At 70.9% G+C, this 20983-nt stretch carries 17 protein-coding genes and 1 tRNA gene; 11 read left to right on the forward strand and 7 right to left on the reverse strand.

What is annotated here, in order from left to right; genetic code table 11:
- Nucleotides 1-6 precede the first annotated feature (6 nt).
- The 6 genes from gyrA to ACBR40_RS12375 all read left to right on the forward strand — a co-directional run bounded on the left by gyrA (nucleotide 7) and on the right by ACBR40_RS12375 (nucleotide 6358).
- Nucleotides 7-2505 carry a DNA gyrase subunit A gene (gyrA, locus tag ACBR40_RS12350; protein ID WP_344209050.1) on the forward strand — a complete coding sequence of 833 codons (2499 nt, stop codon included), beginning with the start codon at nucleotides 7-9 and terminating at the stop codon, nucleotides 2503-2505.
- 3 nt (nucleotides 2506-2508) lie between these two features.
- Complete coding sequence (locus ACBR40_RS12355) at nucleotides 2509-3201, forward strand: DUF3566 domain-containing protein (RefSeq protein WP_344209052.1); 693 nt, start codon at nucleotides 2509-2511, stop codon at nucleotides 3199-3201.
- Nucleotides 3202-3351: 150 nt separating this feature from the next.
- A tRNA-Ile gene (locus ACBR40_RS12360) sits at nucleotides 3352-3425 on the forward strand.
- Between the two features lie 140 nt (nucleotides 3426-3565).
- Entirely contained in the window at nucleotides 3566-4687 is a 1122-nt protein-coding gene (locus ACBR40_RS12365) for a WD40 repeat domain-containing protein (protein ID WP_371248731.1), read from the forward strand.
- 76 nt (nucleotides 4688-4763) lie between these two features.
- Nucleotides 4764-5285, forward strand: a complete 522-nt coding sequence (locus ACBR40_RS12370) for a SigE family RNA polymerase sigma factor (RefSeq protein ID WP_371248732.1) — start codon at nucleotides 4764-4766, stop codon at nucleotides 5283-5285.
- Nucleotides 5282-6358, forward strand: coding sequence for a CU044_5270 family protein (locus ACBR40_RS12375; RefSeq protein ID WP_371248733.1), 1077 nt, complete (start codon nucleotides 5282-5284; stop codon nucleotides 6356-6358). Before ACBR40_RS12370 ends, ACBR40_RS12375 begins: the two co-directional genes overlap by 4 nt.
- Before the next feature lie 9 nt (nucleotides 6359-6367).
- On the opposite strand, the gene ACBR40_RS12380 is transcribed toward ACBR40_RS12375, so the two are convergent.
- Nucleotides 6368-7249 carry an NAD(P)H-binding protein gene (locus ACBR40_RS12380; RefSeq protein WP_371248734.1) on the reverse strand — a complete coding sequence of 294 codons (882 nt, stop codon included), beginning with the start codon at nucleotides 7247-7249 and terminating at the stop codon, nucleotides 6368-6370.
- Between the two features lie 81 nt (nucleotides 7250-7330).
- On the opposite strand from ACBR40_RS12380, the gene ACBR40_RS12385 reads away from it, so the two are divergent.
- Complete coding sequence (locus ACBR40_RS12385) at nucleotides 7331-7738, forward strand: winged helix-turn-helix transcriptional regulator (RefSeq protein ID WP_371248735.1); 408 nt, start codon at nucleotides 7331-7333, stop codon at nucleotides 7736-7738.
- Nucleotides 7739-7744: 6 nt separating this feature from the next.
- Here the strand turns inward: ACBR40_RS12385 and rpoB are convergent, their stop codons facing one another.
- Nucleotides 7745-11212 carry a DNA-directed RNA polymerase subunit beta gene (gene rpoB, locus ACBR40_RS12390; protein WP_371248736.1) on the reverse strand — a complete coding sequence of 1156 codons (3468 nt, stop codon included), beginning with the start codon at nucleotides 11210-11212 and terminating at the stop codon, nucleotides 7745-7747.
- A gap of 533 nt (nucleotides 11213-11745) precedes the next feature.
- On the opposite strand from rpoB, the gene ACBR40_RS12395 reads away from it, so the two are divergent.
- Nucleotides 11746-12066, forward strand: coding sequence for a hypothetical protein (locus ACBR40_RS12395; protein ID WP_371248737.1), 321 nt, complete (start codon nucleotides 11746-11748; stop codon nucleotides 12064-12066).
- 253 nt (nucleotides 12067-12319) lie between these two features.
- Here ACBR40_RS12395 and ACBR40_RS12400 read toward each other — a convergent pair whose 3' ends face one another.
- Nucleotides 12320-12949: an FMN-binding negative transcriptional regulator gene (locus ACBR40_RS12400; RefSeq protein WP_344214049.1), complete on the reverse strand. Its 630-nt coding sequence runs from the start codon at nucleotides 12947-12949 to the stop codon at nucleotides 12320-12322.
- Nucleotides 12950-12983: 34 nt separating this feature from the next.
- On the opposite strand from ACBR40_RS12400, the gene ACBR40_RS12405 reads away from it, so the two are divergent.
- Nucleotides 12984-14312, forward strand: coding sequence for an aminotransferase class I/II-fold pyridoxal phosphate-dependent enzyme (locus ACBR40_RS12405; RefSeq protein ID WP_371248738.1), 1329 nt, complete (start codon nucleotides 12984-12986; stop codon nucleotides 14310-14312).
- A 9-nt stretch (nucleotides 14313-14321) separates the two neighbouring features.
- On the opposite strand, the gene ACBR40_RS12410 is transcribed toward ACBR40_RS12405, so the two are convergent.
- Genes ACBR40_RS12410 through ACBR40_RS12425 form a run of 4 tightly spaced genes read right to left on the reverse strand, consistent with a single transcriptional unit; the run spans nucleotide 14322 to nucleotide 18154 of the window.
- The gene (locus ACBR40_RS12410; protein ID WP_364461214.1) at nucleotides 14322-14918 is read right to left on the reverse strand and encodes an ATP/GTP-binding protein; all 597 of its coding nucleotides are present in this window, start codon (nucleotides 14916-14918) and stop codon (nucleotides 14322-14324) included.
- Nucleotides 14899-15297 (reverse strand): DUF742 domain-containing protein, encoded by a 399-nt coding sequence (locus tag ACBR40_RS12415; protein WP_344214043.1) that lies wholly within the window; start codon nucleotides 15295-15297, stop codon nucleotides 14899-14901. Before ACBR40_RS12415 ends, ACBR40_RS12410 begins: the two co-directional genes overlap by 20 nt.
- The gene (locus tag ACBR40_RS12420; RefSeq protein ID WP_091080779.1) at nucleotides 15294-15725 is read right to left on the reverse strand and encodes a roadblock/LC7 domain-containing protein; all 432 of its coding nucleotides are present in this window, start codon (nucleotides 15723-15725) and stop codon (nucleotides 15294-15296) included. The genes ACBR40_RS12415 and ACBR40_RS12420 overlap by 4 nt, the downstream gene beginning before the upstream one ends.
- On the reverse strand, nucleotides 15725-18154 hold the full coding sequence (locus ACBR40_RS12425) for a nitrate- and nitrite sensing domain-containing protein (RefSeq protein WP_371248739.1): 2430 nt from the start codon (nucleotides 18152-18154) through the stop codon (nucleotides 15725-15727). Before ACBR40_RS12425 ends, ACBR40_RS12420 begins: the two co-directional genes overlap by 1 nt.
- Nucleotides 18155-18325: 171 nt before the next feature.
- Here ACBR40_RS12425 and ACBR40_RS12430 point away from each other — a divergent pair, with 171 nt between their 5' ends.
- Together ACBR40_RS12430 and ACBR40_RS12435 are read left to right on the forward strand one after the other, a co-directional pair.
- Nucleotides 18326-19609 carry an FxsB family cyclophane-forming radical SAM/SPASM peptide maturase gene (locus tag ACBR40_RS12430; protein WP_344214040.1) on the forward strand — a complete coding sequence of 428 codons (1284 nt, stop codon included), beginning with the start codon at nucleotides 18326-18328 and terminating at the stop codon, nucleotides 19607-19609.
- On the forward strand, nucleotides 19606-20937 hold the full coding sequence (locus ACBR40_RS12435; RefSeq protein ID WP_371248740.1) for an HEXXH motif domain-containing protein: 1332 nt from the start codon (nucleotides 19606-19608) through the stop codon (nucleotides 20935-20937). The genes ACBR40_RS12430 and ACBR40_RS12435 overlap by 4 nt, the downstream gene beginning before the upstream one ends.
- The last annotated feature ends 46 nt before the right edge of the window (nucleotides 20938-20983 follow it).

Here is a 20983-nt window from a genome sequence, read left to right on the forward strand (position 1 = left end):
TCACCTGTGACGGACGTGAACACCACTCCCCCGGCTGACCGCATCGAACCGGTGGACATCCAGTCCGAGATGCAGCGCAGCTACATGGACTACGCGATGTCGGTCATCGTGTCCAGAGCGCTGCCGGACGTGCGCGACGGCCTCAAGCCCGTTCACCGGCGGGTGCTGTACGCGATGTACGACGGGGGCTACCGCCCCGACCGCGGCTACTTCAAGTGCGCCCGCGTCGTCGGTGACGTGATGGGCACCTACCACCCCCACGGCGACACCTCCATCTACGACGCGCTGGTCCGCCTCGCCCAGTCGTGGTCGCTGCGCTACCCGCTGGTCGACGGCCAGGGCAACTTCGGCTCGCCGGGCAACGACCCCGCGGCGGCGATGCGCTACACCGAGTGCAAGCTCGCGCCCATCGCCATGGAGATGCTGCGCGACATCGACAAGGACACCGTCGACTTCCGTCCCAACTACGACGGCAAGTCCCAGGAGCCCGACGTCCTCCCGGCGCGCTTCCCGCAGCTCCTCGTCAACGGCTCGGGCGGCATCGCGGTCGGCATGGCCACCAACATCCCGCCGCACAACCTGCGCGAGGTCGCCGCGGCGGTCAAGTGGGCGCTGGAGAACCCCGAGGCCACCGACGACGAGCTGCTCGAAGCGTCGATCAGGCTGGTCAAGGGCCCCGACTTCCCCACCAAGGCGCTCATCGTCGGCCGGCGCGGCATCGAGGACGCCTACCGCACCGGCCGCGGCTCGATCACGATGCGGGCCGTGGTCGAGGTCGAGGAGGAGAAGGGCCGGCAGGCGCTGGTCGTCACCGAGCTGCCCTACCAGGTCAACCCCGACAACCTCGCGCTGAAGATCGCCGAGCTGGTCCGCGAGGGCAAGCTCACCGGCATCGCCGACGTACGCGACGAGAGCTCCTCCCGGGTCGGCCAGCGCCTGGTGATCGTCCTCAAGCGGGACGCCGTCGCCAAGGTCGTGCTCAACAACCTCTACAAGCACACCCAGCTCCAGGACACCTTCGGTGCCAACATGCTGGCCCTGGTCGACGGCGTGCCGCGCACGCTGCGCCTCGACCAGTTCATCCGGCACTACGTGGCCCACCAGATCGAGGTCATCGTCCGGCGCACCCGCTACCTCCTGCGCAAGGCCGAGGAGCGCGCCCACATCCTGCGCGGCCTGCTGAGGGCCCTGGAGCGGCTCGACGACGTCATCGCCCTCATCCGGGCCTCGGACTCCGCCGCGCACGCCCAGCAGGGCCTCATGTCGCTGCTGGAGATCGACGAGGTCCAGGCGCAGGCCATCCTCGACATGCAGCTGCGCAAGCTCGCCGCCCTGGAGCGCCAGGCGATCCAGGACGAGTACGACTCCCTCATGACGCAGATCGCCGAGTACAACGCGATCCTGGCCAGCGAGGCCCGCCAGCGGGAGATCATCAACGAGGAGCTCGCCGAGGTCGTCGGCCGCTACGGCGACGAGCGGAAGACCGAGATCATCGCCTACGACGGCGACATGTCGATCGAGGACCTCATCGCCGAGGACGAGATCGTCGTCACCATCACCCGCGGCGGCTACGCCAAGCGCACCAAGACCGACTCCTACCGCGCCCAGAAGCGGGGCGGCAAGGGCGTTCGCGGCGCTCAGCTGCGCCAGGACGACATCGTCGACCACTTCTTCGTCACGACCACCCACCACTGGCTGCTGTTCTTCACGAACAAGGGCCGGGTCTACCGGGTCAAGGCGTACGAGCTGCCCGAGGGCGCCCGTGACGCCCGGGGCATGCATCTTGCGAACCTTTTGGCCATGCAGCCCGACGAAACAGTCATGGAGGTTCTCGACCTGCGCGACTACGACGTCGCGCCCTACCTCGTCCTGGCCACCCGCAGCGGCCTGGTCAAGAAGACCCGCCTGTCGGAGTACGACTCCCCCAGGTCCGGCGGTCTGATCGCGATCAACCTGCGGGAGGACGACGAGGTCATCGGAGCCCGTCTGGTCTCCGAGACCGACGACCTGCTGCTGGTGTCCAAGGGGGCGCAGGCCATCAGGTTCACGGCCTCCGACGAGGCGCTCCGGCCCATGGGCCGGGCCACCAGCGGCGTGATCGGCATGAGGTTCCTCGAAGGCGACGAACTTCTCGCCATGAATCGCATGGCCGACGGTCAAGACGTGCTTATCGCCACGAAGGCAGGGTACGCAAAACGGACGCCAGTGGAGCAGTATCCGGTTCAAGGCCGTGGCGGTAGAGGGGTGCTGACGGCGAAGATCGTGAGTTCCCGTGGCAAGCTGGTTGGAGCCGTCATGGTCAACCCTGAGGACGAGGTCTTCGCGATCACGTCCGCCGGCGGTGTGATCCGGACGAGTGCCGGCGAGATCAAGCAGTCCGGCCGTCAGACCATGGGAGTTCGATTGATGAATCTCGCTGAAGGCGACAGCGTGGTTGCCCTCGCCCGGAACGCGGAGTCCATGGAGACTTCGGTGGACAGTGATGAAGACGGGGGAGGAGAGTAGTCCATGAGCGCCCAGGGTGGCCCCGCCAGGACCCAGGCGGCTTCGGGTAACGGACAGCAGCCGAAAAAGCCCGGAGAAACCGAGATTTTCAACCCGGTCGACGACGGTCAGGACACCACCTCGCCCGCGCAGGGCAAGGCCGTCCCGACCAAGGACGAACCACAGCAGCGCTCCCAGGCGCCCGGCGCGCCGGTCGACGGCAACCGTAACGACGGCATGCGCGCCCGCCCGTCGCTGGCCACCGAGGCTCCGCCGCAGGTGGAGCTGACGGGTGGCAAGAACAAGAAGAACTCCTCCAACTCCGGCGGCAACCGGCTGCCCCGTAAGGCCCACCTGGTCCTGCGGCGCATCGAGCCGTGGTCGGCCATGAAGTTCAGCTTCGTGGTGTCGCTGGTGTGCTTCGTGGTGCTGTTCGTGGCCGTGGCCGTGCTCTACGGCGTGTTGCAGGCCCTCGGTGTGTTCGACAGCATCGTGGACCTGGTCAACCAGCTCGGCCAGGGTGAGCAGGGCCAGAGCTCGATCCCGATCGACATCGCCTCGTGGTTCGAGCCGGTGCGCATCCTCGGCTACACGGCCCTGATCGGCGCGGTCAACGTCGTGCTGATCACCGCGCTCTCCACGCTGGGAGCGGTCATCTACAACATCTCCTCCGACCTCGTCGGGGGCGTCGAGGTGACCTTCAGCGAGGCCGAATAGCGCGTATGTGGAAGGCCGCTCGCGCCGTCCCTCCCGGGCCCGCCGGGGCCGGGGACGGCGCGAGCAGTTCTCCGGACGCGGTAAGCTTTTCCTCGTCCGCGCAACCGGTTCGCCTCCACACCATGGATGCGATACGGTTCGGTGTGCAGCGGGGCTATAGCTCAGTCGGTTAGAGCGCTTCCCTGATAAGGAAGAGGTCCCAGGTTCAAGTCCTGGTAGCCCCACCCAGTTGGTAAAGGCCGCTCTCCAATCTTCGGAGGCGGCCTTTTGCGTTGTCCGGATGGGCCGCTAGGGTTTCGGGAATCGAAGATCACAGCTTCCTGGCGATGGAGCGGACATGGGCGGCCGGACGGTGCCGGTGAAGGTGAAGGCGCTGGCCGTCGCAGCGGGAGCGCTGCTGATCATCGGGCCGCTGGGTCCGCCGGCAGGACGGGCGACCGCCGATGTCCGCCGCGCCTCCGCGCCGGCTGCGCCCCTCGGCAAACCGCTGAAAGGTCACGCAGGCGCGGTCGAGACGGTGGCCGTGGGCAGGCGCAGCGACGGCACCCCGGTCGTCGTCTCCGCCGGGGACGACAGGACCGTGCGGATCTGGAGCCTGGACACCGGCAAGGCTCTCGGGAAGCCCCTCAGGGGGCACAAGGGCGAGATCTACGATGTCGCCGTCGGCAGGCGCAGCGACGGGACCCCGGTCATCGTCTCCGGCGCCGCCGACGACATCCGGATCTGGAACCTCGACACGGGAAAGCCGCTCGGCAAGCCGCTCAAATCGAGCCTGGTCTATGCGGTGACGACCGGGAAGCGCACTGACGGCACCCCGGTCATCGTCTCCAGTGGCGACGCCCTGACCGGGGATGTCGAGATCTGGAACCTGGACACGGGAAAGCTCATCGGCAAACCGGCCGTGAGTCCCATCGCCCTCACGGTCACCCAGTTGGTCACCGGCAAGCGCAGCGACGGCACCCCGGTGTTCGTCACGGGCGCGACCAACGGCAGGGCGCGCATCTGGAACATGAACACCGGCAAGCCCCTCAGCAAATCTCTCAGCCGCTGTGGCATCTGCCTGGTGGAAGGGCTTGCCCTGGGCAAGCGCAGCGACGGCACTCCGGTGGCCGTCTCCGGCGACATCCCGTCCGGTCCCGACGAGGACGGCGGCACGCCACCGAGCTGGATCCGGATCTGGAACCTGGACACCGGCAAACCGATCGGCAAGTCCATCGAAACCCCGAGCCGTGGCGACGTCGAGGTGGCGGTCGGGCGACGGGGTGACGGCTCCCCCGTCATCGTCTCCGGCGATGACGCCGGCAACCTGCTGATGTGGGACCTGGACACCGGGGAGCGCCTCGGCGAACCCGTCGCCGGGCACACCCTTCCGATCTCCGCCCTGGCGACCGGCCGACGCAGCGACGGAACCCCTGTCGTCATCTCCAGCGGCGGGGACGGGACCATCCGGATCTGGAGCCTGGGCGCTCGAAGCTCCACCGGCTGAGCGACGAACTGCCTGAGCGGGACGCTCGATCGGCAGCCTGACGCAACCTCCCAGGGGACTTGTGCATGTAGATGGCATGAGATCCGAGACAGTCCATCCGCCACCCGGCGCGGCCGACACGGCCGTGACGGAGTTGTTCCTCGCTCACCGCCTCGCGCTGGTGCGCCTGGCGTTCCTGCTGGTCGGCGACCAGGAGACCGCCGAGGACGTGGCCCAGGACGCGTTCGCCGAGGTGTACCGCAGGTGGAGCCGGCTCGCCGACCGGGGGCAGTTGCTGCCGTACCTGCGTACGGCCGTGGTCAACGGGTGCCGGATGGTGCTGCGGCGCAGGGCGATCGTCGGACGGTTCCGCGGTCACCGTGAGGTTCCCTTCTGGTCGGCGGAGGCGGCGGCGTTGCTCGGGGAGACCCGGCGAGAGGTGTTCCTGGCCGTGCGGGCTCTGCCGCGACGCCAGCGCGAGGTGCTGGTGCTGCGGTTCTACCTCGACCTGTCGGAGGCGGAGATCGCCCAGGTGATGGGGGTCAGCCGCGGAACGGTCAAATCGACGGCATCCCGGGCGCTGAAGGTGCTCGCGGGGAAACTGCAGGAGGAGCGATGACCCGGAACGTCGAGGACCGCCTCCGCGACGCGTTCACCGCCGGCGCGGAGCTGGTGTCCCCGGAGAGCCTGAAGGGTGTCGCGGCTCCTGTCGTGGCCCGGCCGCGCCGGAGTTTCCTGGTGCTGCCGATGCTGGCGGCCGCCTCCGTCGCGGTGGTGCTCGGCGCGGTCGCGATCGTCCCCTCCTGGTCGCGGCAGCCCGCGGCTCCTGGAGGGTTCACCGCTGTCGTGGACGCGCTGGCGAGGCGGGTCGAGCAGCCGCGTGAATACTGGCGCAGCGAGGTGGAGACCCTGACGAGGGGACGGCCGTCCAAGCAGACGTACAACATCGAGGAGCGTACCCGCAGGGTCCACTGGGCGACTCCCCGCGGCGTCGCCGTGGCGACCACGCCGCTCCAGACCCGGCCCGTGACGACCGCCGATGAACGGAAGTGGCGTACGGCGGGTGCGCCCGCCCTGTGCGGTTTCGCGGTGGGTTGCAAGGGCGTGCAGGACCGGCGTGGCAGGACGGACTACTGGTTCCCGGAGGGCTTCGAGCTCGGCTCGGCGTCGTTGACCCGTCCTCAGCTCCTCGCGCTACCGGAGGATCCGCAGCGGCTGAGAGCGGAGTTGTCGCGGCTGTGGGGCGGCGAGCGCCAGGAAGCCGCCGGTCGGGGCAGTCCCTCGGTCAAGCGATACTCGGAGCAGGACAAGCTGTGGGTGATGGGCGAGCAGTTGCTCACGCGGATGCCTACCCCGCCCGCCGTGCGGGCGGCCGTCCTGCGCATGATGGCCGCGTTGCCTGGCGCACGGATCGTGGACGAGGCCAAGGACGCCGAAGGGCGAAGTGGCCTGGCCATCGTCCGCAGAGTCGACCGCGATCCGCTGGAGCGGCGACTGGTGTTCGATCGCTCCAGCGGCGACGTGCTCGGGATGACGTCCCTGGTGACCGAGCCACTGCCCGCACGCCTCGGCCTGAAGGTCGGTGACCTGGCCTCCGCGGACGTGGTCAGGAAGCACGGCTGGACCAGCGAGGGGCCCCGGCTGCCCGAAGGGTGCGTCCAGCAGGCCGGGAAGTCCTGCCCCGGCCCCTGAGCGGGTCGTTCAGACGCCGCTGCCGGCGACCGCCGCGAGGATCAGGTCGCGTACGGGACGGGGCTCGGCGGGCAGGAGGGCGGGCAGGTCGCTCCCCCGGGCCTGGAGGTTGCCGGCGATGACGTTGGAGAAGGTCGAGAGCGTGTGCGTGACCTGGTAGGGCTCCAGCCCGAGGCCGGTCAGCGCCTCGCGGGCGGCGGACAGCGGGATCGGCCGGTAGCTGACCGGCCGGCCCAGCACGCCGGCCAGCGCCTCGGCGAGGTCGTCGCCGCCGACCGCCTCGACGCCCTCCAGCTCGTACGTCCGGCCCGCGTGCCGGCTGCAGCGGCCCGCCGTGAGGTCACCCTGGATCTCCGCCGCCACCCGGACGGCGACGTCGGCCAGGTCCTCCCGCGCCACCGCCGACATCCGCCCGGCTCCGAGCGCGGCCGCGAACACGCCGGTCTCGGCGGCCGCCGCGGCGCCCAGCATGGCCGGCCCGGCCGCGACCTCGGCGTACAGGCCGTTGCGCAGGATCGTCACCTCGAACGAGGCGGCGGCGAGGCGCGCCTCGGTCCAGCGGTGCGGCAGCGCGAGGGTCAGCAGCTCGCCCGACCCCGCGAGGCTGGTGTAGACGACGTGCCGGACGCCCGCGGCCTCGGCCGCGTCCACCACGGCGCCGTGGCGGGCGAGCACCACGTCGTCCTCGGCGTACCCGGCCGAGACGAACACGAGGACGTCCACGCCGTGGAAGCCGGCGGCGAGCGAGGCCGGGTCGTCGAAGTCGATCCGGCGGGCGGTCACCCCGTCGCCCGAGCGGGTGCCGCCCGCCACCTCAAGGCCGTCCAGGGCCGACAGGCCGCGGTGGATCAGGCCGCCGAGCCCGCCGGAGACGCCGGTCACGAGAATCATTCGGTGCTCCCCGATGTTGATCTGGATCAGAACGTGACCGATCATCCGCGCCCGGCCGCGGCACCGTAAGGAGGCACTTTCGTGTCAGTGACGAACACGGCGGTAATCCCGCAGGTCAACGGCTCAGTCCCCACCGGGCCGTGTGGTGATGACGACTGCGGGATCCGCGACGTGCTCGACCGCCTCGGCGATCGGTGGACCGTGCTGGTGCTGGTCGAGCTGGCCAAGGGAACGCGCCGCTTCCGTGAGCTGGAACGCGCGATCCCCGGCATCTCACAGCGCATGCTCACGCTGACCACGAAACGGCTGTGCCGCGACGGGCTGGTCGAACGCACGCTCTATCCGACCGTCCCGCCGCAGACCGACTACCGGCTCACCGACATGGGGAGAAGCCTGGCGGGCATGGTGTCCGCGCTCGCCGACTGGTCCCGCGAGCACAAGGACGCCGTCGCCGCCGCCCGCACCCGCTGGGACCAGCAGCACCCGTAGCGCGGCTCAGACCTCCTCCACGCTGCTCGGCTCGCGCCGGGACAGGTCGATGCCGAGCTCCTCGGCGGCGCGGAAGACGTCCTCGTCGGTGTCGCGCATCTCGATGGACCTGCCGTCGCTGGAGAGCACCTCGACGTTGAGGCACAGCGACTGCATCTCCTTGATGAGCACCTTGAAGGACTCCGGGATGCCCGGCTCGGGGACGTTCTCGCCCTTGACGATGGCCTCGTAGACCTTCACCCGGCCGACCACGTCGTCGGACTTGATCGTGAGCTGCTCCTGGAGCGCGTGGGCGGCGCCGTACGCCTCCAGCGCCCACACCTCCATCTCGCCGAAGCGCTGGCCGCCGAACTGGGCCTTACCGCCGAGCGGCTGCTGGGTGATCATGGAGTACGGGCCGGTCGAGCGGGCGTGGATCTTGTCGTCGACCAGGTGGTTCAGCTTGAGGATGTACATGTAGCCGACGGCGATGGGGTAGGGGAACGGCTCGCCGCTGCGGCCGTCGAAGAGCATGGCCTTGCCGTTCCGTCCCACCAGGCGTTCGCCGTCGCGGTTGGGCACGGTGTTGTCGAGGAGGCCGAGGATCTGCTCCTCGTGCGCGCCGTCGAAGACCGGGGTGGCGACGTTGGTGCGCGGCTCGACCTGGCCGAAGCCCTTGTCGCGCAGGTGCTCGGCCCACGCCTCCTCGACGCCGGAGAGGTCCCACCCCTGGGCGGCGATCCAGCCCAGATGCGTCTCCAGCACCTGCCCGACGTTCATCCGGCCGGGCACGGCCAGCGGGTTGAGGATGATGTCGACCGGGGTGCCGTCCTCCAGGAACGGCATGTCCTCCACGGGCAGGATCTTGGAGATGACGCCCTTGTTGCCGTGCCGACCGGCCAGCTTGTCGCCGTCGGTGATCTTGCGCTTCTGCGCGACGTAGACGCGGACCAGCTCGTTGACGCCCGGAGGAAGCTCGTCGCCCTCCTCGCGGGAGAACACCCGGACGCCGATGACCTTGCCGGACTCGCCGTGCGGCACCTTCAGCGAGGTGTCGCGCACCTCGCGGGCCTTCTCGCCGAAGATCGCGCGCAGCAGCCGCTCCTCCGGGGTCAGCTCGGTCTCGCCCTTCGGGGTGACCTTGCCGACCAGGATGTCGCCGGTCACCACGTCGGCGCCGATGCGGATGATGCCGCGCTCGTCGAGGTCGGCCAGCACCTCCTCGGAGACGTTGGGGATGTCGCGGGAGATCTCCTCGGGGCCCAGCTTGGTGTCGCGGGCGTCGACCTCGTGCTCCTCGATGTGGATCGACGACAGCACGTCGTCCTGCACCAGGCGCTGGGACAGCACGATGGCGTCCTCGTAGTTGTAGCCCTCCCACGGCATGAACGCCACCAGCAGGTTCTTGCCCAGCGCCAGTTCACCGCCCTCCGTGGAGGGGCCGTCCGCGATGACCTGGCGGGCCTCCACCCGCTCGCCCTCGTCCACGATCGGCTTCTGGTTGAAGCTCGTGCCCTGGTTCGAGTGCCTGAACGTCGCCAGCCGGTATGTCGTGCCGGTGCCGTCGTCGTTCCTGACCGTGACGTAGTCGGCGCAGACCTCCTCGACCACCCCGGCCTTGGCGGCCAGCACCAGGTCACCCGTGTCCGTGGCGGCGCGGTACTCCATGCCGGTGCCGACGAACGGCGCCTCGCTGCGCAGCAGCGGGACGGACTGGCGCATCATGTTCGCGCCCATGAGCGCGCGGTTGGCGTCGTCGTGCTCCAGGAACGGGATCATCGCCGTCGCCACCGACACCATCTGGCGCGGCGAGACGTCCATGTAGTGCACGTCGTGGCCGCGGACGTACTCGGCCTCGCCGCCCTTCGTGCGGGCCATCACCCGCGGCTCGGCGAAGCCGCCGTCCGCCGAGAGAGGGGAGTTCGCCTGGGCGATGACGTATTTGTCCTCCTCGTCGGCGGTCAGGTAGTCGATCTGCTCGGTGACCCGGCCGTCGACGACCTTGCGGTAGGGCGTCTCGATGAAGCCGAACGCGTTGAGCCGGGCGAAACAGGCGAGGTAGCCGATGAGGCCGATGCTCGGGCCCTCGGGGGTCTCGATCGGGCACATCCGGCCGTAGTGGGACGGATGGACGTCACGCATCTCCACGCCCGCCCGTTCCTTGGACAGGCCGCCCGGCCCGATGGCGGACAGGCGCCGGCGATGCGTCAGCCCGGTCAGGGGATTGGTCTGGTCCATGAACTGCGACAGCTGCGAGGTGCCGAAGAACTCCTTCATCGACGCCACGACCGGCCGGATGTTGATCAGGGTCTGCGGCGTGATCGCCTCGACGTCCTGCGTCGTCATCCGCTCCCGGACCACCCGCTCCATGCGGGCCAGACCCAGGCGCACCTGGTTCTGGATCAGCTCGCCGACGCTGCGCAGGCGGCGGTTGCCGAAGTGGTCGATGTCGTCGATCTCGACGATCACCTCACCGCCCGCCCCCGGCATCGACTCCTCGCCGGCGTGCAGCCGGACGATGTACTCGATCGTGGCGACGATGTCCTCTTCGGTCAGGGTGCCCTGCGTGATCTCCGCGTCGACCCCGAGCTTCTTGTTGATCTTGTAGCGGCCCACCTTCGCCAGGTCGTACCGCTTGGCGTTGAAGTACAGATTCTCCAGCAGCGTCTGCGCCGACTCCTTGGTCGGCGGCTCACCCGGCCGCAGCTTGCGGTAGATGTCCAGCAGCGCGTCGTCCTGACCCGCCGTGTGATCCTTCTCCAGCGTCGCCCGCATCGACTCGTACTGGCCGAACCGCTCCAGAATCTGGTCGTTCGTCCAGCCCAGCGCCTTCAGCAGCACCGTCACGGCCTGCTTGCGCTTGCGGTCGATACGCACACCGACGCTGTCACGCTTGTCGATCTCGAACTCCAGCCAGGCACCCCGCGACGGGATCACCTTGCACCCGTACAGGTCCTTGTCGGAGGTCTTGTCCACAGTGCGCTCGAAATACACACCGGGCGAGCGGACCAGCTGCGAGACCACGACACGCTCGGTGCCGTTGATGATGAACGTGCCCTTCGGCGTCATGAGCGGGAAATCACCCATGAAAACCGTCTGGCTCTTGATCTCACCAGTGGTGTTATTGATGAACTCCGCCGTGACGAACATCGGGGCGGAGTAGGTCATGTCCTTGTCTTTGCACTCGTCTACGGAGTACTTCGGCGGCTCGAACCGGTGATCCCGGAACGACAAGGACATGGTCCCCGAGAAGTCCTCGATCGGACTGATCTCTTCGAAGATCTCTTCGAGGCCCGACTGGGTCGGGACGTCCCTGCGCCCGGCCTGACGAGCCGCCTCTACCCGGGCCTTCCACTTGTCGTTGCCGAGCAGCCAGTCGAAAGACTCGGTCTGCAGGGCCAGAAGGTCAGGAACTTCGAGCGGCTCGTGAATGCGGGCGAAAGACACGCGACGGGGACCAGCGGGTACGGCGGAGGCGTTGCGCGAGGCTGCCAACAGATGTCCTTCCGAGGGCTCGCGGCGGACTGACTACACGCACGCCAGACGACCTCGGGATGCGAGCGGGCAGCACGAGGCGTCACAAGGGGAGCGTGGAAGCATGAGCGTACTCGCTCTGCCTAATTTTGTCCACGCTGACGCAGACCCATCTATCCGGTCGCATCTTCAGGATGACGGATGAGGGTTCGCTTGTCAACCTCCAAATCGAGAATTCAGATGTGCGGGTTCTGTGTGAAGACGGTGAAAGTCCTGATCAGGCGACAGAGAGGCTGGGACGATCCGGTTTGTGCGGATGTCTGTTCTCATGGCCGTGCTGGGGTGGATGTTCCTGGTCGCGGCGAGCTGGCTGCAGATTCCCCTCCACCGCGAGATGGGGTGGTTCGGGGCGCTGCTCGTCGTGGGGTTCGGCTGGCTGTGGAGCGGCTTGTGGACCTTCGTCGCGGTCATCCTGCGCCTGTCCGTACGGGCGTACGCGCGGGCGGCGGTGGTGCTGGTCGCCGCGAGCGTGGGGGGGTGCCGGGGTGTGGGCGGTGGACTGGCGGACCGCGTTCGTCGACGGCGTCGTGTGGGCGCAGCGGGACGCGTTCGCCGAGCTGGCCGCCGACTACCGGGAGGGGCGGCCGATCGAGCCGCCGGGGTGGATGGCGTACGTGTCGGTCGGCGGGGAGGTCCGGGTGCTGGATGGCGGGCTTTATCTGCCGGTTCTCGTGGACGAGTGGCGGGGGGAGAGCGGGGCGGGGATCGCGTACCTCGGGCCGTCGCCGGGCGCCGACCGGCTCGTGCCGACGGCAGAAGGAGGGATGGGGCGGCCGGTCCGGGAGCTGGGTGACGGATGGTGGTGGGTGGAGTAGGCGAGTCCCCCGTCGTCCACAGGCTGTGCACGGACGAGGTCGCCCGGAAAGGACGGCGGGGAAAGGGGTTCGGCGCGGCCGGCCGATCATCCTGTGGATATCTGCGCGTCCGGTCTGTACTGGGAGGACGTGCGTGCGGAGCCGGTTTTGGGCTCGGTGGGCCGGGGTGGGGGGTTGGCTGGGGATGCGGCGTTACGGGGAGTGGTTATCCACAGGAAGGGTGAGTTATCCACAGTGTGTGGGAAAGCTCGCCCTACTGCGTGCCCATCCTCCTGAGCTGGTGCGCCCGCGCGCCCGCGTCGCCCGGCAGGTCGCGTTCGGCCAGCGCGGCGGCGACGCGCTCGCGGAGCTCGACCGGCTTGTGGCTGTCGTACTTGAACTTGGCCCGGACGCCCATCACCTCAAGCCGCAGCCCACGGATGGCGGACAACATCTTGCGGTACGGTCCCTCGTCGGCGGCGACCACGCCGTACCCGCCGTCCGGCTCGTGGTGGGCGAGCTGGCGGCGCAGGATGTCGGCCTTGCCTTCCTTGTCGTCCACGATCCGGGCCGTGCAGGTGAGCTGCACCGAGGCGTAGTAGCTGGTCGGGACGCCGGTGCCAGGGGAGTCGGCGCGCCAGGTGGACGGGATGAAGGCGTAGTCGTCGTGCACGCTCATCACGACGGTCGGGTTGGCCTCCAGCGCCGCCCAGATGGGGTTGGGCCGGGCCAGATGCAGCACGATCTCCTCGCCGCTGCCCGCGTCCAGCAGGAAGTGGGTCGGCACCACCACGGGCGGGCCGCCCTGCGCGCCGTTCGCGGCCAGCAGGCCGAAGTCACGCGTACGCAGCCAGGACCGCCACTCGTCCGCGTCGAGGGCCGCGTCCCAAGGATGAATAAGCACCCGAACTCCTTTGTATTAGTACATAATGTCTTTTGTGCTAGAAAAATATCGGATCGTCGGCGAGACAGCCAGCGAGTTGGCCACCGGGATCGAGACCGCCGTCTCCGAGGGACGGTTGCCGCCGGGCGCGCCGCTCCCCCCGATCCGCGAGCTGGCGCAGCAGGCCGGGGTCAGCCCCAGCACGGCGGCGGCCGCCTACCGGCTGCTGCGCGAGCGCGGCGTGGTCGAGACCGCCGGGCGGCGCGGCACCCGCGTCCGGCCGCGTCCGGCCAGCACCACCCGGGAGGACATCCGCATCGAGGTGCCGCCGGGCGTGCGCGACCTGTCGAAGGGCAATCCCGACGCGGCCCTGCTGCCGCCCCTGCACGACGCGCTCGCCGCCGCCGCCCGAGCCCATGAGGAACGGCCCGCGATGTACGGCACCCACGACGACGCTGACCTGCTCGCCCTGGCCGCTGCCCGCCTGAGCCGCGACGGCGTGCCGCCCGGCGATCTGGCGATCACCTCGGGCACCCTCGACGCCGTCGAACGCGTCCTCGCCACCGCCCTGCGTCCCGGCGACCCGGTCGCCGTCGAGGACCCGGGCTGGTCCTCCTTGCTCGACCTGGTCGCGGTGCTGGGCCTGCGGCCGGTGCCGGTGCGTGTGGACGACGAAGGGCCGCTTCCCGACGATCTCGACCGGGCGTTGCGGGCCGGCGTACGGGCCGTCGTGGTCACCGCCCGCGCCCAGAACCCGACCGGCGCCGCCGTCACCGCCGCCCGCGCGGCGGCCCTGCGCGACCTGCTGGCCGCGCACCCCGACGTGCTGCTCGTCGAGGACGACCACGGGGACGGCTTCGTGGACGTGCCCCTGCACCCGCTGGCCGGGGTCACGTCCCGGTGGGTGCTGGTGCGTTCGACGGCCAAGGCGTTCGGCCCTGACCTGCGGCTGGCTCCGGTCACCGGCGACCGGGCCACGCTGGACCGGCTGCGCGGGCGGCAGCGGCTGGCCGTCGGCTGGGTGAGCCACCTGTTGCAGCGGGCGGTCGCGCACCTCTGGCGTACGGGGGCGGTGGACACGGCGGCCGTGGCGGCGTCGTACCGGGAGCGGCGGGACGGCCTGGTGGCGGCGCTGGCCGGGCGCGGCGTGCGGGCGCACGGCCGGACCGGGCTCAACGTGTGGGTTCCCGTCGCCGACGAGTCCGCCGCGATCACCCGCCTGCTGGCCCGGGGCTGGGCCGCCGCGCCGGGGGCGCGCAACCGGGTCCGTACGCCGCCCGCGATCCGCGTCACCGTCTCCACGCTGAGCCCGGCCGACCTCGCGCCGCTCGCCGCCGACCTCGCCGCCGCCGTCGAGGCCCCGTCACGCGGCCGGTACGCCTAGCCGGTACGGCTAGGCGCCCGGCGTCGCCGGCCGCGAGTGCGCCGCCATCAGGTGGTCCACGAGCGCGAGCAGCACGTCCCGGCTCGCCCGGCGGTCACGGGCGTCGCACAGCACGAGCGGCACCTGCGGGTCGAGGTCGAGCGCCTTGCGGATCTCCTCCGGCGCGCGGTCCCTGACGCCGTGGAAGCAGTTGACGCCCACGACGAACGGGATGCCGCGGCTCTCGAAGAAGTCGATCGAGGCGAAGCTGACGTCCAGCCGCCGGGTGTCCACCAGGACGACCGCGCCCATCGCGCCGTTGACGAGGTCGTTCCACATGAACCAGAACCGCTCCTGGCCGGGCGTGCCGAACAGGTAGAGGACCAGCTCGCGGTTGATCGTGATGCGGCCGAAGTCCAGCGCGACGGTGGTGCTCGTCTTGCCGTTGAGCCCTTCCAGGTCGTCGACGCCGACGCTGGCGTGGGTCAGGTACTCCTCCGTACGCAGGGGCTCGACCTCGCTCACCGCGCCGACCATGGTCGTCTTGCCGACCCCGAAACCGCCGGCGACGAGGATCTTCACCGCCAGGGGAGCGGTGTCCCCGTGGTCAGAGTTCGCGTAACCCATCCCTCACCGCCTTGAGGATTTCCATGTCGGGAAGGCCGTTCGCGTGCGCGAAGGCCATCGGAGGCCGGGCGCGCAGTTGCCCGGTCTCGATCAGGTCGCCAATGAGGATCTTGGTGACGGACACCGGCAGGTCGAGCGCGGCGGCCACCTCGGCCACCGCCATCGGCCGGTGGCACAGGACGGCGATCCGGCGGTGCTCCGGCTGGAGCCGGCGCGGGCCGCGGCCGGGCTCGGGAAAGGTGTCGGACACCGTCGTCACGAGGGTGATCAGCGCGAGGTCGTCCCGCTCGGGAGTGGTGCGCCCGCCGGTGATCGTGTAGGGACGGACGAGGGTTTCGTCGGCGTCGTCGTCGTCGAAACCCTCCGTCCAGTGTTTCATCCGTGTCCCCCGATGTCGCGGGCCTCCGGAGCGCGGGCGTCGGTGCCGAGCTTCTGGCCGACCTGCTGGATCAGGGTGTGCATGGCGACGCTCATCAGCTCGGCGTCGACCTCCTGGGAGGCGACCACGGCGAGGTGCGTGCCGCGTCCCGCCGCCGTGATGAACAGCCACAGCTCGGCCATCTCGATGATGACCTGGTGCACCGGGCCGCCGCTGAAGAGCTGCCCGACGCCGCGGGCGAGGCTCTGCTGGCCGGTGGCGATGGCGGCGAGTCGTTCGGCGTCCGCCCGCTGGATGGACCGGGAGCGGCTGATCACCAGGCCGTCGTCGGACAGCACGATGGCGTGCCGGGTGCCCGCGACTCGATCGACCAGGCCGTCCAGCAGCCAGTCCAGGTCGGCGTTGGTGGCGGTGGTTCGCTGCGTCATCATCGATCTTCCGTCGTAGGGGAGCCGGGCTCGGGGGACCCGTTCGGCCGGTGCGGTGAGGTGTCGTCGTCGCCGCGGCGCAGGCGGGACTGCCTCTGGAAGGCGCCGATCGTGGCGCCGGAGCGGCTGGGCCGGTCGCCCCAGGCCCAAAGCCGCTGTTCGTCTGTCTCGTCCGGATCCGGGGTGGCCGGGGTCCTGAGTTCTTCGGCCAGATTGGCCTGGCGTACGCGCTGCGGCAGCGGACGACGGCCGGAATCCGGGTCGGGCGGCGGGGGAACGGGCGAGGCCGCCACGTTCGCCAGCGCGCGGCCCCTGGTACGGCTCGGCAGGCCGTTGCCGGCGGCCGCGTTCTCCCGCGCGGCCTCGTCCTGGGGACGGGGCCGGGGACCGGTCGCCGCCGGGCGGGACTCCTCGGCGGGCGGCGCGGCGCTCTCCTGGGGGCGCTCCACCACCAGCGTCTCCGGCACCAGCACGATGACCCGGGCGCCGCCGAACGCCGACGGCCGCAGCTCCACCTGCAGACCCAGGTTCGCCGAGAGCCGGGCGACGACGTACAGGCCGAGGCGTACGTCGTCGGCGTGCGTCATCACGTCGAGCTGCGGCGGCGACTTCATCAGGGCGTTGGCGGCCGCGTACTGCTCGGGCTCCATGCCGAGGCCGCGGTCCTCGATCTCGACCGCGACGCCGCGGCTGACCGGCGAGGCCCGCACCTCGACGGGCGTCAGCGGCTTGGAGAAGGCGGTGGCGTTCTCCATCAGCTCCGCGAGGACGTGGACCAGCGGCCCGACCGCGCGCTCGGCCACCCAGGGCTCGCCCTCGACGTCGATCGTGATCCGCCGGTAGTCCTGCACCTCGCCCTGCGCGGCCCGCAGCACGTCGAGCAGCTGCACCGGCCGCCGCCAGCGGCGCTGCGGCTGCCCGCCGCCGAGGATCACCAGGTTCTCCTCGTAGCGGCGCAGCCGGGCGGTGAGGTGGTCCAGGTCGAACAGGCCCTCCAGCACCTCCGGGTCCTCGTGCCTGCGCTCCAGCTCGTCGAGCTTCTTGAGCTGGAGGCCGATGAGGATCTGCGTACGCCGGGCGATCCGCTGCAGCATCCGCTGGAAGCCGCGGTGCTGCTCGGCCTGCCGGACGGCGGTCAGGACCGCGCTGCGGCTGGCCTGGTTGAGCGCCTCCCCCAGCTCGCCGAGCTCGTCGGGGGTGGGCTCGACCAGGTGGACCTCGGCGTCCACGTCGACGTCCTCGCCCCGCTCCAGCCGGGCGACCACCTTGGGCAGGCGCTCCTGGAGCTCCTGGGCCTCCTCGCGCAGGCGGAGGATGCGCCGCCGGAGGACGGAGGTGAGCCGCCAGCTCGTGAAGATGACCAGGCCGAGCGCGAGCAGGCCGACGCTGCTGATGCTGACGAAGACCACGAACAGCATGCGGGCGTGGCCGTAGCCGAGCTCGCGTACGGTCTCCAGCCGGAGGTTGAGGAGGTCCAGCACCTGGGCGGTGACCGCGTCGGCCGACGTGCGCCAGGCGGCCGCGTCGCCGCGCACCGCCACCTGGCCGCTCGCGTCGTCGCCCCCGGTGGCCAGGCGCGCCTCCTGGGCGACCAGGGCGTTCCACGCCTGGCTCGTCATCAGCGAGCGGTGCCGCAGCTCGTCGCCGGTGAGCGCGGGCATGATCCTGGACTCCAGGAGATGCGTACGGGTGCCGATGGCATCGGTGACGACGGCGTAGTCGTCCCTGGTCAGCCGGCCCGTCTTCCAGGCACGGGCCAGCACGGCGTCCTCGCGGCCGATCGTGTCCACGACCCAGAACAGGTCGATCATGATCTGCGCGCGGCTGTTCACCTGGCCCTCGTCGGTGTGGCTGAGCGCGGTGAGCACGCCGAGGTCCGCCACCAGGAGGCGGCTGTAGTAGTCGAACGCCTTCCTCGCCGTGGACGTGCCGGCGTCCACCGCCCGCCGCTCCGCGCCGAGGGAGGCGAGCACGCGGTCGGCCGCGGCGACGGCCTCGGGCAGCCCCTCCTGCCCGTTGGCGAAGTCCTGGCCGACGAGTGAGCGGAAGGCGCGTACGGACTCGTCGGTCGCCGCCCGCTGCTTGACGAGCTGGTCGCGGACGCCCGGCTCGGCGGCGGCCTGCACCTCGGCCGTGAGCCTGCGCTCCTTCTGCAGGTCGAGGAAGAGCGCCGCCGCGGGCCTGCCGGCGGTCTCGGTCGCGAGGTCGAGCTGGGCCCGCTCCGCCCGCCACTGGGACGAGAGCTGGTACATGCCCGAGGCCAGCAGCGGAGTGAAGGTCAGACTCGGCACGAACACGATGATGAGCAGCACCGTACGCAGAGGAAGCCGGCGCGCGCCGGCCAGCCGCCGCGGACGAGCGCCGTCCGAGCTGTTGTCGTCGCCTGCGGTCTCGGCCGCGTCTCGCCCGCCCCTGCCTGATTCAGCCACGTGCGGACTCTCCTCACTTCGGATTGGTGCTCGATCGTAGCTATGTGACAGGTGTGACGAAAAGTCCCGCGGTTCAGGGCTTGGCGGCCTGCGTGTAAGTCCGGCGACGCCTGCCCGTGAGCGCTAGGATCGCGGCGTTCCGCAGGTGCTCGAAGCTCGGAAAGGGCGGGCGTGAGTTCGCAGTCCGAAGAGGCGCGGCCGGAATGGCCCTCGGGGCTGGACATCGGCGCTCTGCTGGAGAGCGGCTGGCGCCCGACGCCCTTCCAGCAGTTCGTACTCAAGATCCACAGTAGGTGCAACCTCGCCTGCACCTACTGCTACATGTACGAGATGGCCGACCAGGGCTGGCGCCGCCAGCCCCGGCGCATGTCGCAGGCCACGATCGACGCGGCCGCGGCCCGCATCGCCGAGCACGCCAGGATGAACCGCCTGTCCCAGGTCGAGGTGATCCTGCACGGCGGCGAACCCCTGCTCGCCGGCGTCGACCACCTCCGCTACGCGGTCAGCGCCGTCCGCGCCGCGGTCGATCCCGGCGTGACGGTGAACGTCCAGGTGCAGACCAACGGCGTGCTGCTCGACGCCGCCTTCCTGGAGCTGTTCGACGAGCTCGGCGTGCTCGTCGCGGTCAGCCTCGACGGCGACCGCGAGGCCAACGACCGCCACCGCCGCGGACCGGCCGGTCAGGGCAGTTTCGACCGGGTGGACGCCGGGCTGACCAGGCTCGTCTCCCCCGCCTTCCGTCACCTGTTCAGCGGGCTGCTGTGCACCGTGGACCTGCGCAACGATCCGGTAGGCACGTACGAGGCGCTGCTGGCGTACGGGCCGCCGGCCGTGGACCTCCTGCTGCCGCACGGCACCTGGGAGACTCCGCCACCGGGCCGCCTGCCGGACAGCGAGGACACCCCTTACGGCGACTGGCTCGTCGCCGTCTTCGACCGCTGGTACCGCGCCCCGGAGCGGGAGACGCGGCTGCGGCTGTTCGACGAGATCATCCGGCTGCTGCTCGGCCGGCCCTCGCGCAGCGAGACCGTCGGGCTCTCCGCGGTCGCCGTCGTCGTGATCGAGACCGACGGCGGCATCGAGCAGGTGGACAGCCTCAAGTCGGCCTACGACGGAGCGACGCGCACGCCGCTGCACGTCGGCGACGCCGGCGCCTTCGACACGGCGCTCATGCTGCCGCCGATCGCCGCCCGCCAGATCGGCGAGCGCGCGCTCGCGCCGGAGTGTCAGGCGTGCGAGATCAGGCGGGTGTGCGGCGCCGGGCTCTACCCCCACCGCTACCGCCCCGGCACCGGGTTCGCCAATCCCAGCGTCTACTGCCGCGACCTCTTCCGGCTCATCAAGCACGTCCAGCACGCGGTGAGCGACGACCTCGCCGCCGTACGCGAGCGCCGCCGGCGCCGCCAGGCGTCCGCGCAGCTCACCGATCCGCAGAGAGGCCACTCCACGTCATGAGGCTGACCCCGCTACTGCTGCCCCAGAAGGTGTTCGCCGAGCTCGCCTCGGGCGGGGGCGGCCGCGACGCCGTCGGCCGCCTGTGGGCGGCGCAGGACGGCAAACGCCTGCTGCTCCTGCGCGGGGTCCGCGACCTCGCCACCGAGGACGTCGAGCGGGTCCGGCATGCCTACGACCTGCTCGCCGACCTCCAGGAGGCCGCGCCCGAGGTGGTCAGGGCGGTGCTGCGCTACCCGACCGTGGGGTCCTGGGGGCTGCGTACGCTCCAGGCCCTCGCGGGCGAGGCGCCGCCGGCCGCCTGGCAGGATCCGGCGGTCATGGCGTCGCTGGCGGCGGTGGCGGCGATCCGGGCCGGGCGTGCGGCGACGGTCGAGGTGCCCGTGCTCGACGGCACGGTGGTGCTCCCGTCGCTGGGGCGGGCCGTGGTGCCGGGCGACGCGCGGACCGCCGTCGTACGGACCGCCGACGGCGAGGCGGAGATCAGCGCGGGCGGCATGACCGTACGCGTCGGCGAGGACCCCTCGTGGGAGGGCCTGCGCCGCATCCGCGCCGAGCACCGCGGGGTGGCGGTCGAGTTCGTCGTGGACGACGTCGATCCGGGCCGGATGCCGGGGGCGCGGCGGCTGGAGGAGCGGCTGAGCGAGGCGGACCTGCACCGGTGGGCCACCACCCTCCAGCCGGCGTGGGAGATCCTGGTCGAGCGGCACCCGCTGGTCGCCGAGGAGACCGACGCCGTGGTCAAGGCGCTCACCCCGCTGATCGGCCCGGCGGACGGGACCGCCAGCGCGACCTCCAAACTGGCCTTCGGCAACATCGGCCTGTCCACGCCGCCCGATCCGCACTCCTTCGCCGTGACCCTGGCCCACGAGTCCCAGCACGCGAAGCTGAGCGGCCTGCTCGACCTGATCCCGCTGACCCGGCCGGACGACGGCAGCCGTTACTACGCGCCGTGGCGGGAGGACCCGCGCCCGCTGGGCGGCCTGCTCCAGGGCGCGTACGCGCACATGGCGATCGCCGCGTTCTGGGAGGTCGAACGGCGCGAGCCGCATCCGGACGAGTTGCTGCTGCGGGCGCACACGGAGTTCGTACGGTGGCGCGAGGGCACCGACGCCGTGATCCGCACGCTGCGGGCGAGCGGGCGGCTCACCCCCGAGGGCGAGGTGTTCGCCGCCGGGATGGCGGACGTGATGGCCGCGATGGGCGCCGAGGACGTCCCGGCCGAGGCGACGCTCCGGGCCCGGGGCTCGGCCGGCCGGCACCTGGCCGGCTGGCGCGCGCGCAACGGCGAGCCGCCGGCCGAGCAGGTGCCGGCTCCGGCCGCGCCGTAGGTCCTGGCCGCGCCGTAGGCCCCGGCCGCGCCGTAGGCCCTGGGCG

Source organism: Nonomuraea sp. AD125B, from assembly GCF_041402765.1.
Classification (GTDB): Bacteria; Actinomycetota; Actinomycetes; order Streptosporangiales; family Streptosporangiaceae; genus Nonomuraea; species Nonomuraea bangladeshensis.

Bases quoted from the DNA above. Each gene is read 5' to 3' on its own strand.
- ACBR40_RS12355 (WP_344209052.1), top strand. From the start codon at position 2,509: ATGAGCGCCCAGGGTGGCCCCGCCAGGACCCAGGCGGCTTCGGGTAAC.
- ACBR40_RS12370 (WP_371248732.1), top strand. From the start codon at position 4,764: ATGAGATCCGAGACAGTCCATCCGCCACCCGGCGCGGCCGACACGGCC.
- ACBR40_RS12375 (WP_371248733.1), top strand. From the start codon at position 5,282: ATGACCCGGAACGTCGAGGACCGCCTCCGCGACGCGTTCACCGCCGGC.
- ACBR40_RS12380 (WP_371248734.1), bottom strand. From the start codon at position 7,249: ATGATTCTCGTGACCGGCGTCTCCGGCGGGCTCGGCGGCCTGATCCAC.
- ACBR40_RS12410 (WP_364461214.1), bottom strand. From the start codon at position 14,918: ATGGGTTACGCGAACTCTGACCACGGGGACACCGCTCCCCTGGCGGTG.
- ACBR40_RS12415 (WP_344214043.1), bottom strand. From the start codon at position 15,297: ATGAAACACTGGACGGAGGGTTTCGACGACGACGACGCCGACGAAACC.
- ACBR40_RS12420 (WP_091080779.1), bottom strand. From the start codon at position 15,725: ATGACGCAGCGAACCACCGCCACCAACGCCGACCTGGACTGGCTGCTG.
- ACBR40_RS12435 (WP_371248740.1), top strand. From the start codon at position 19,606: ATGAGGCTGACCCCGCTACTGCTGCCCCAGAAGGTGTTCGCCGAGCTC.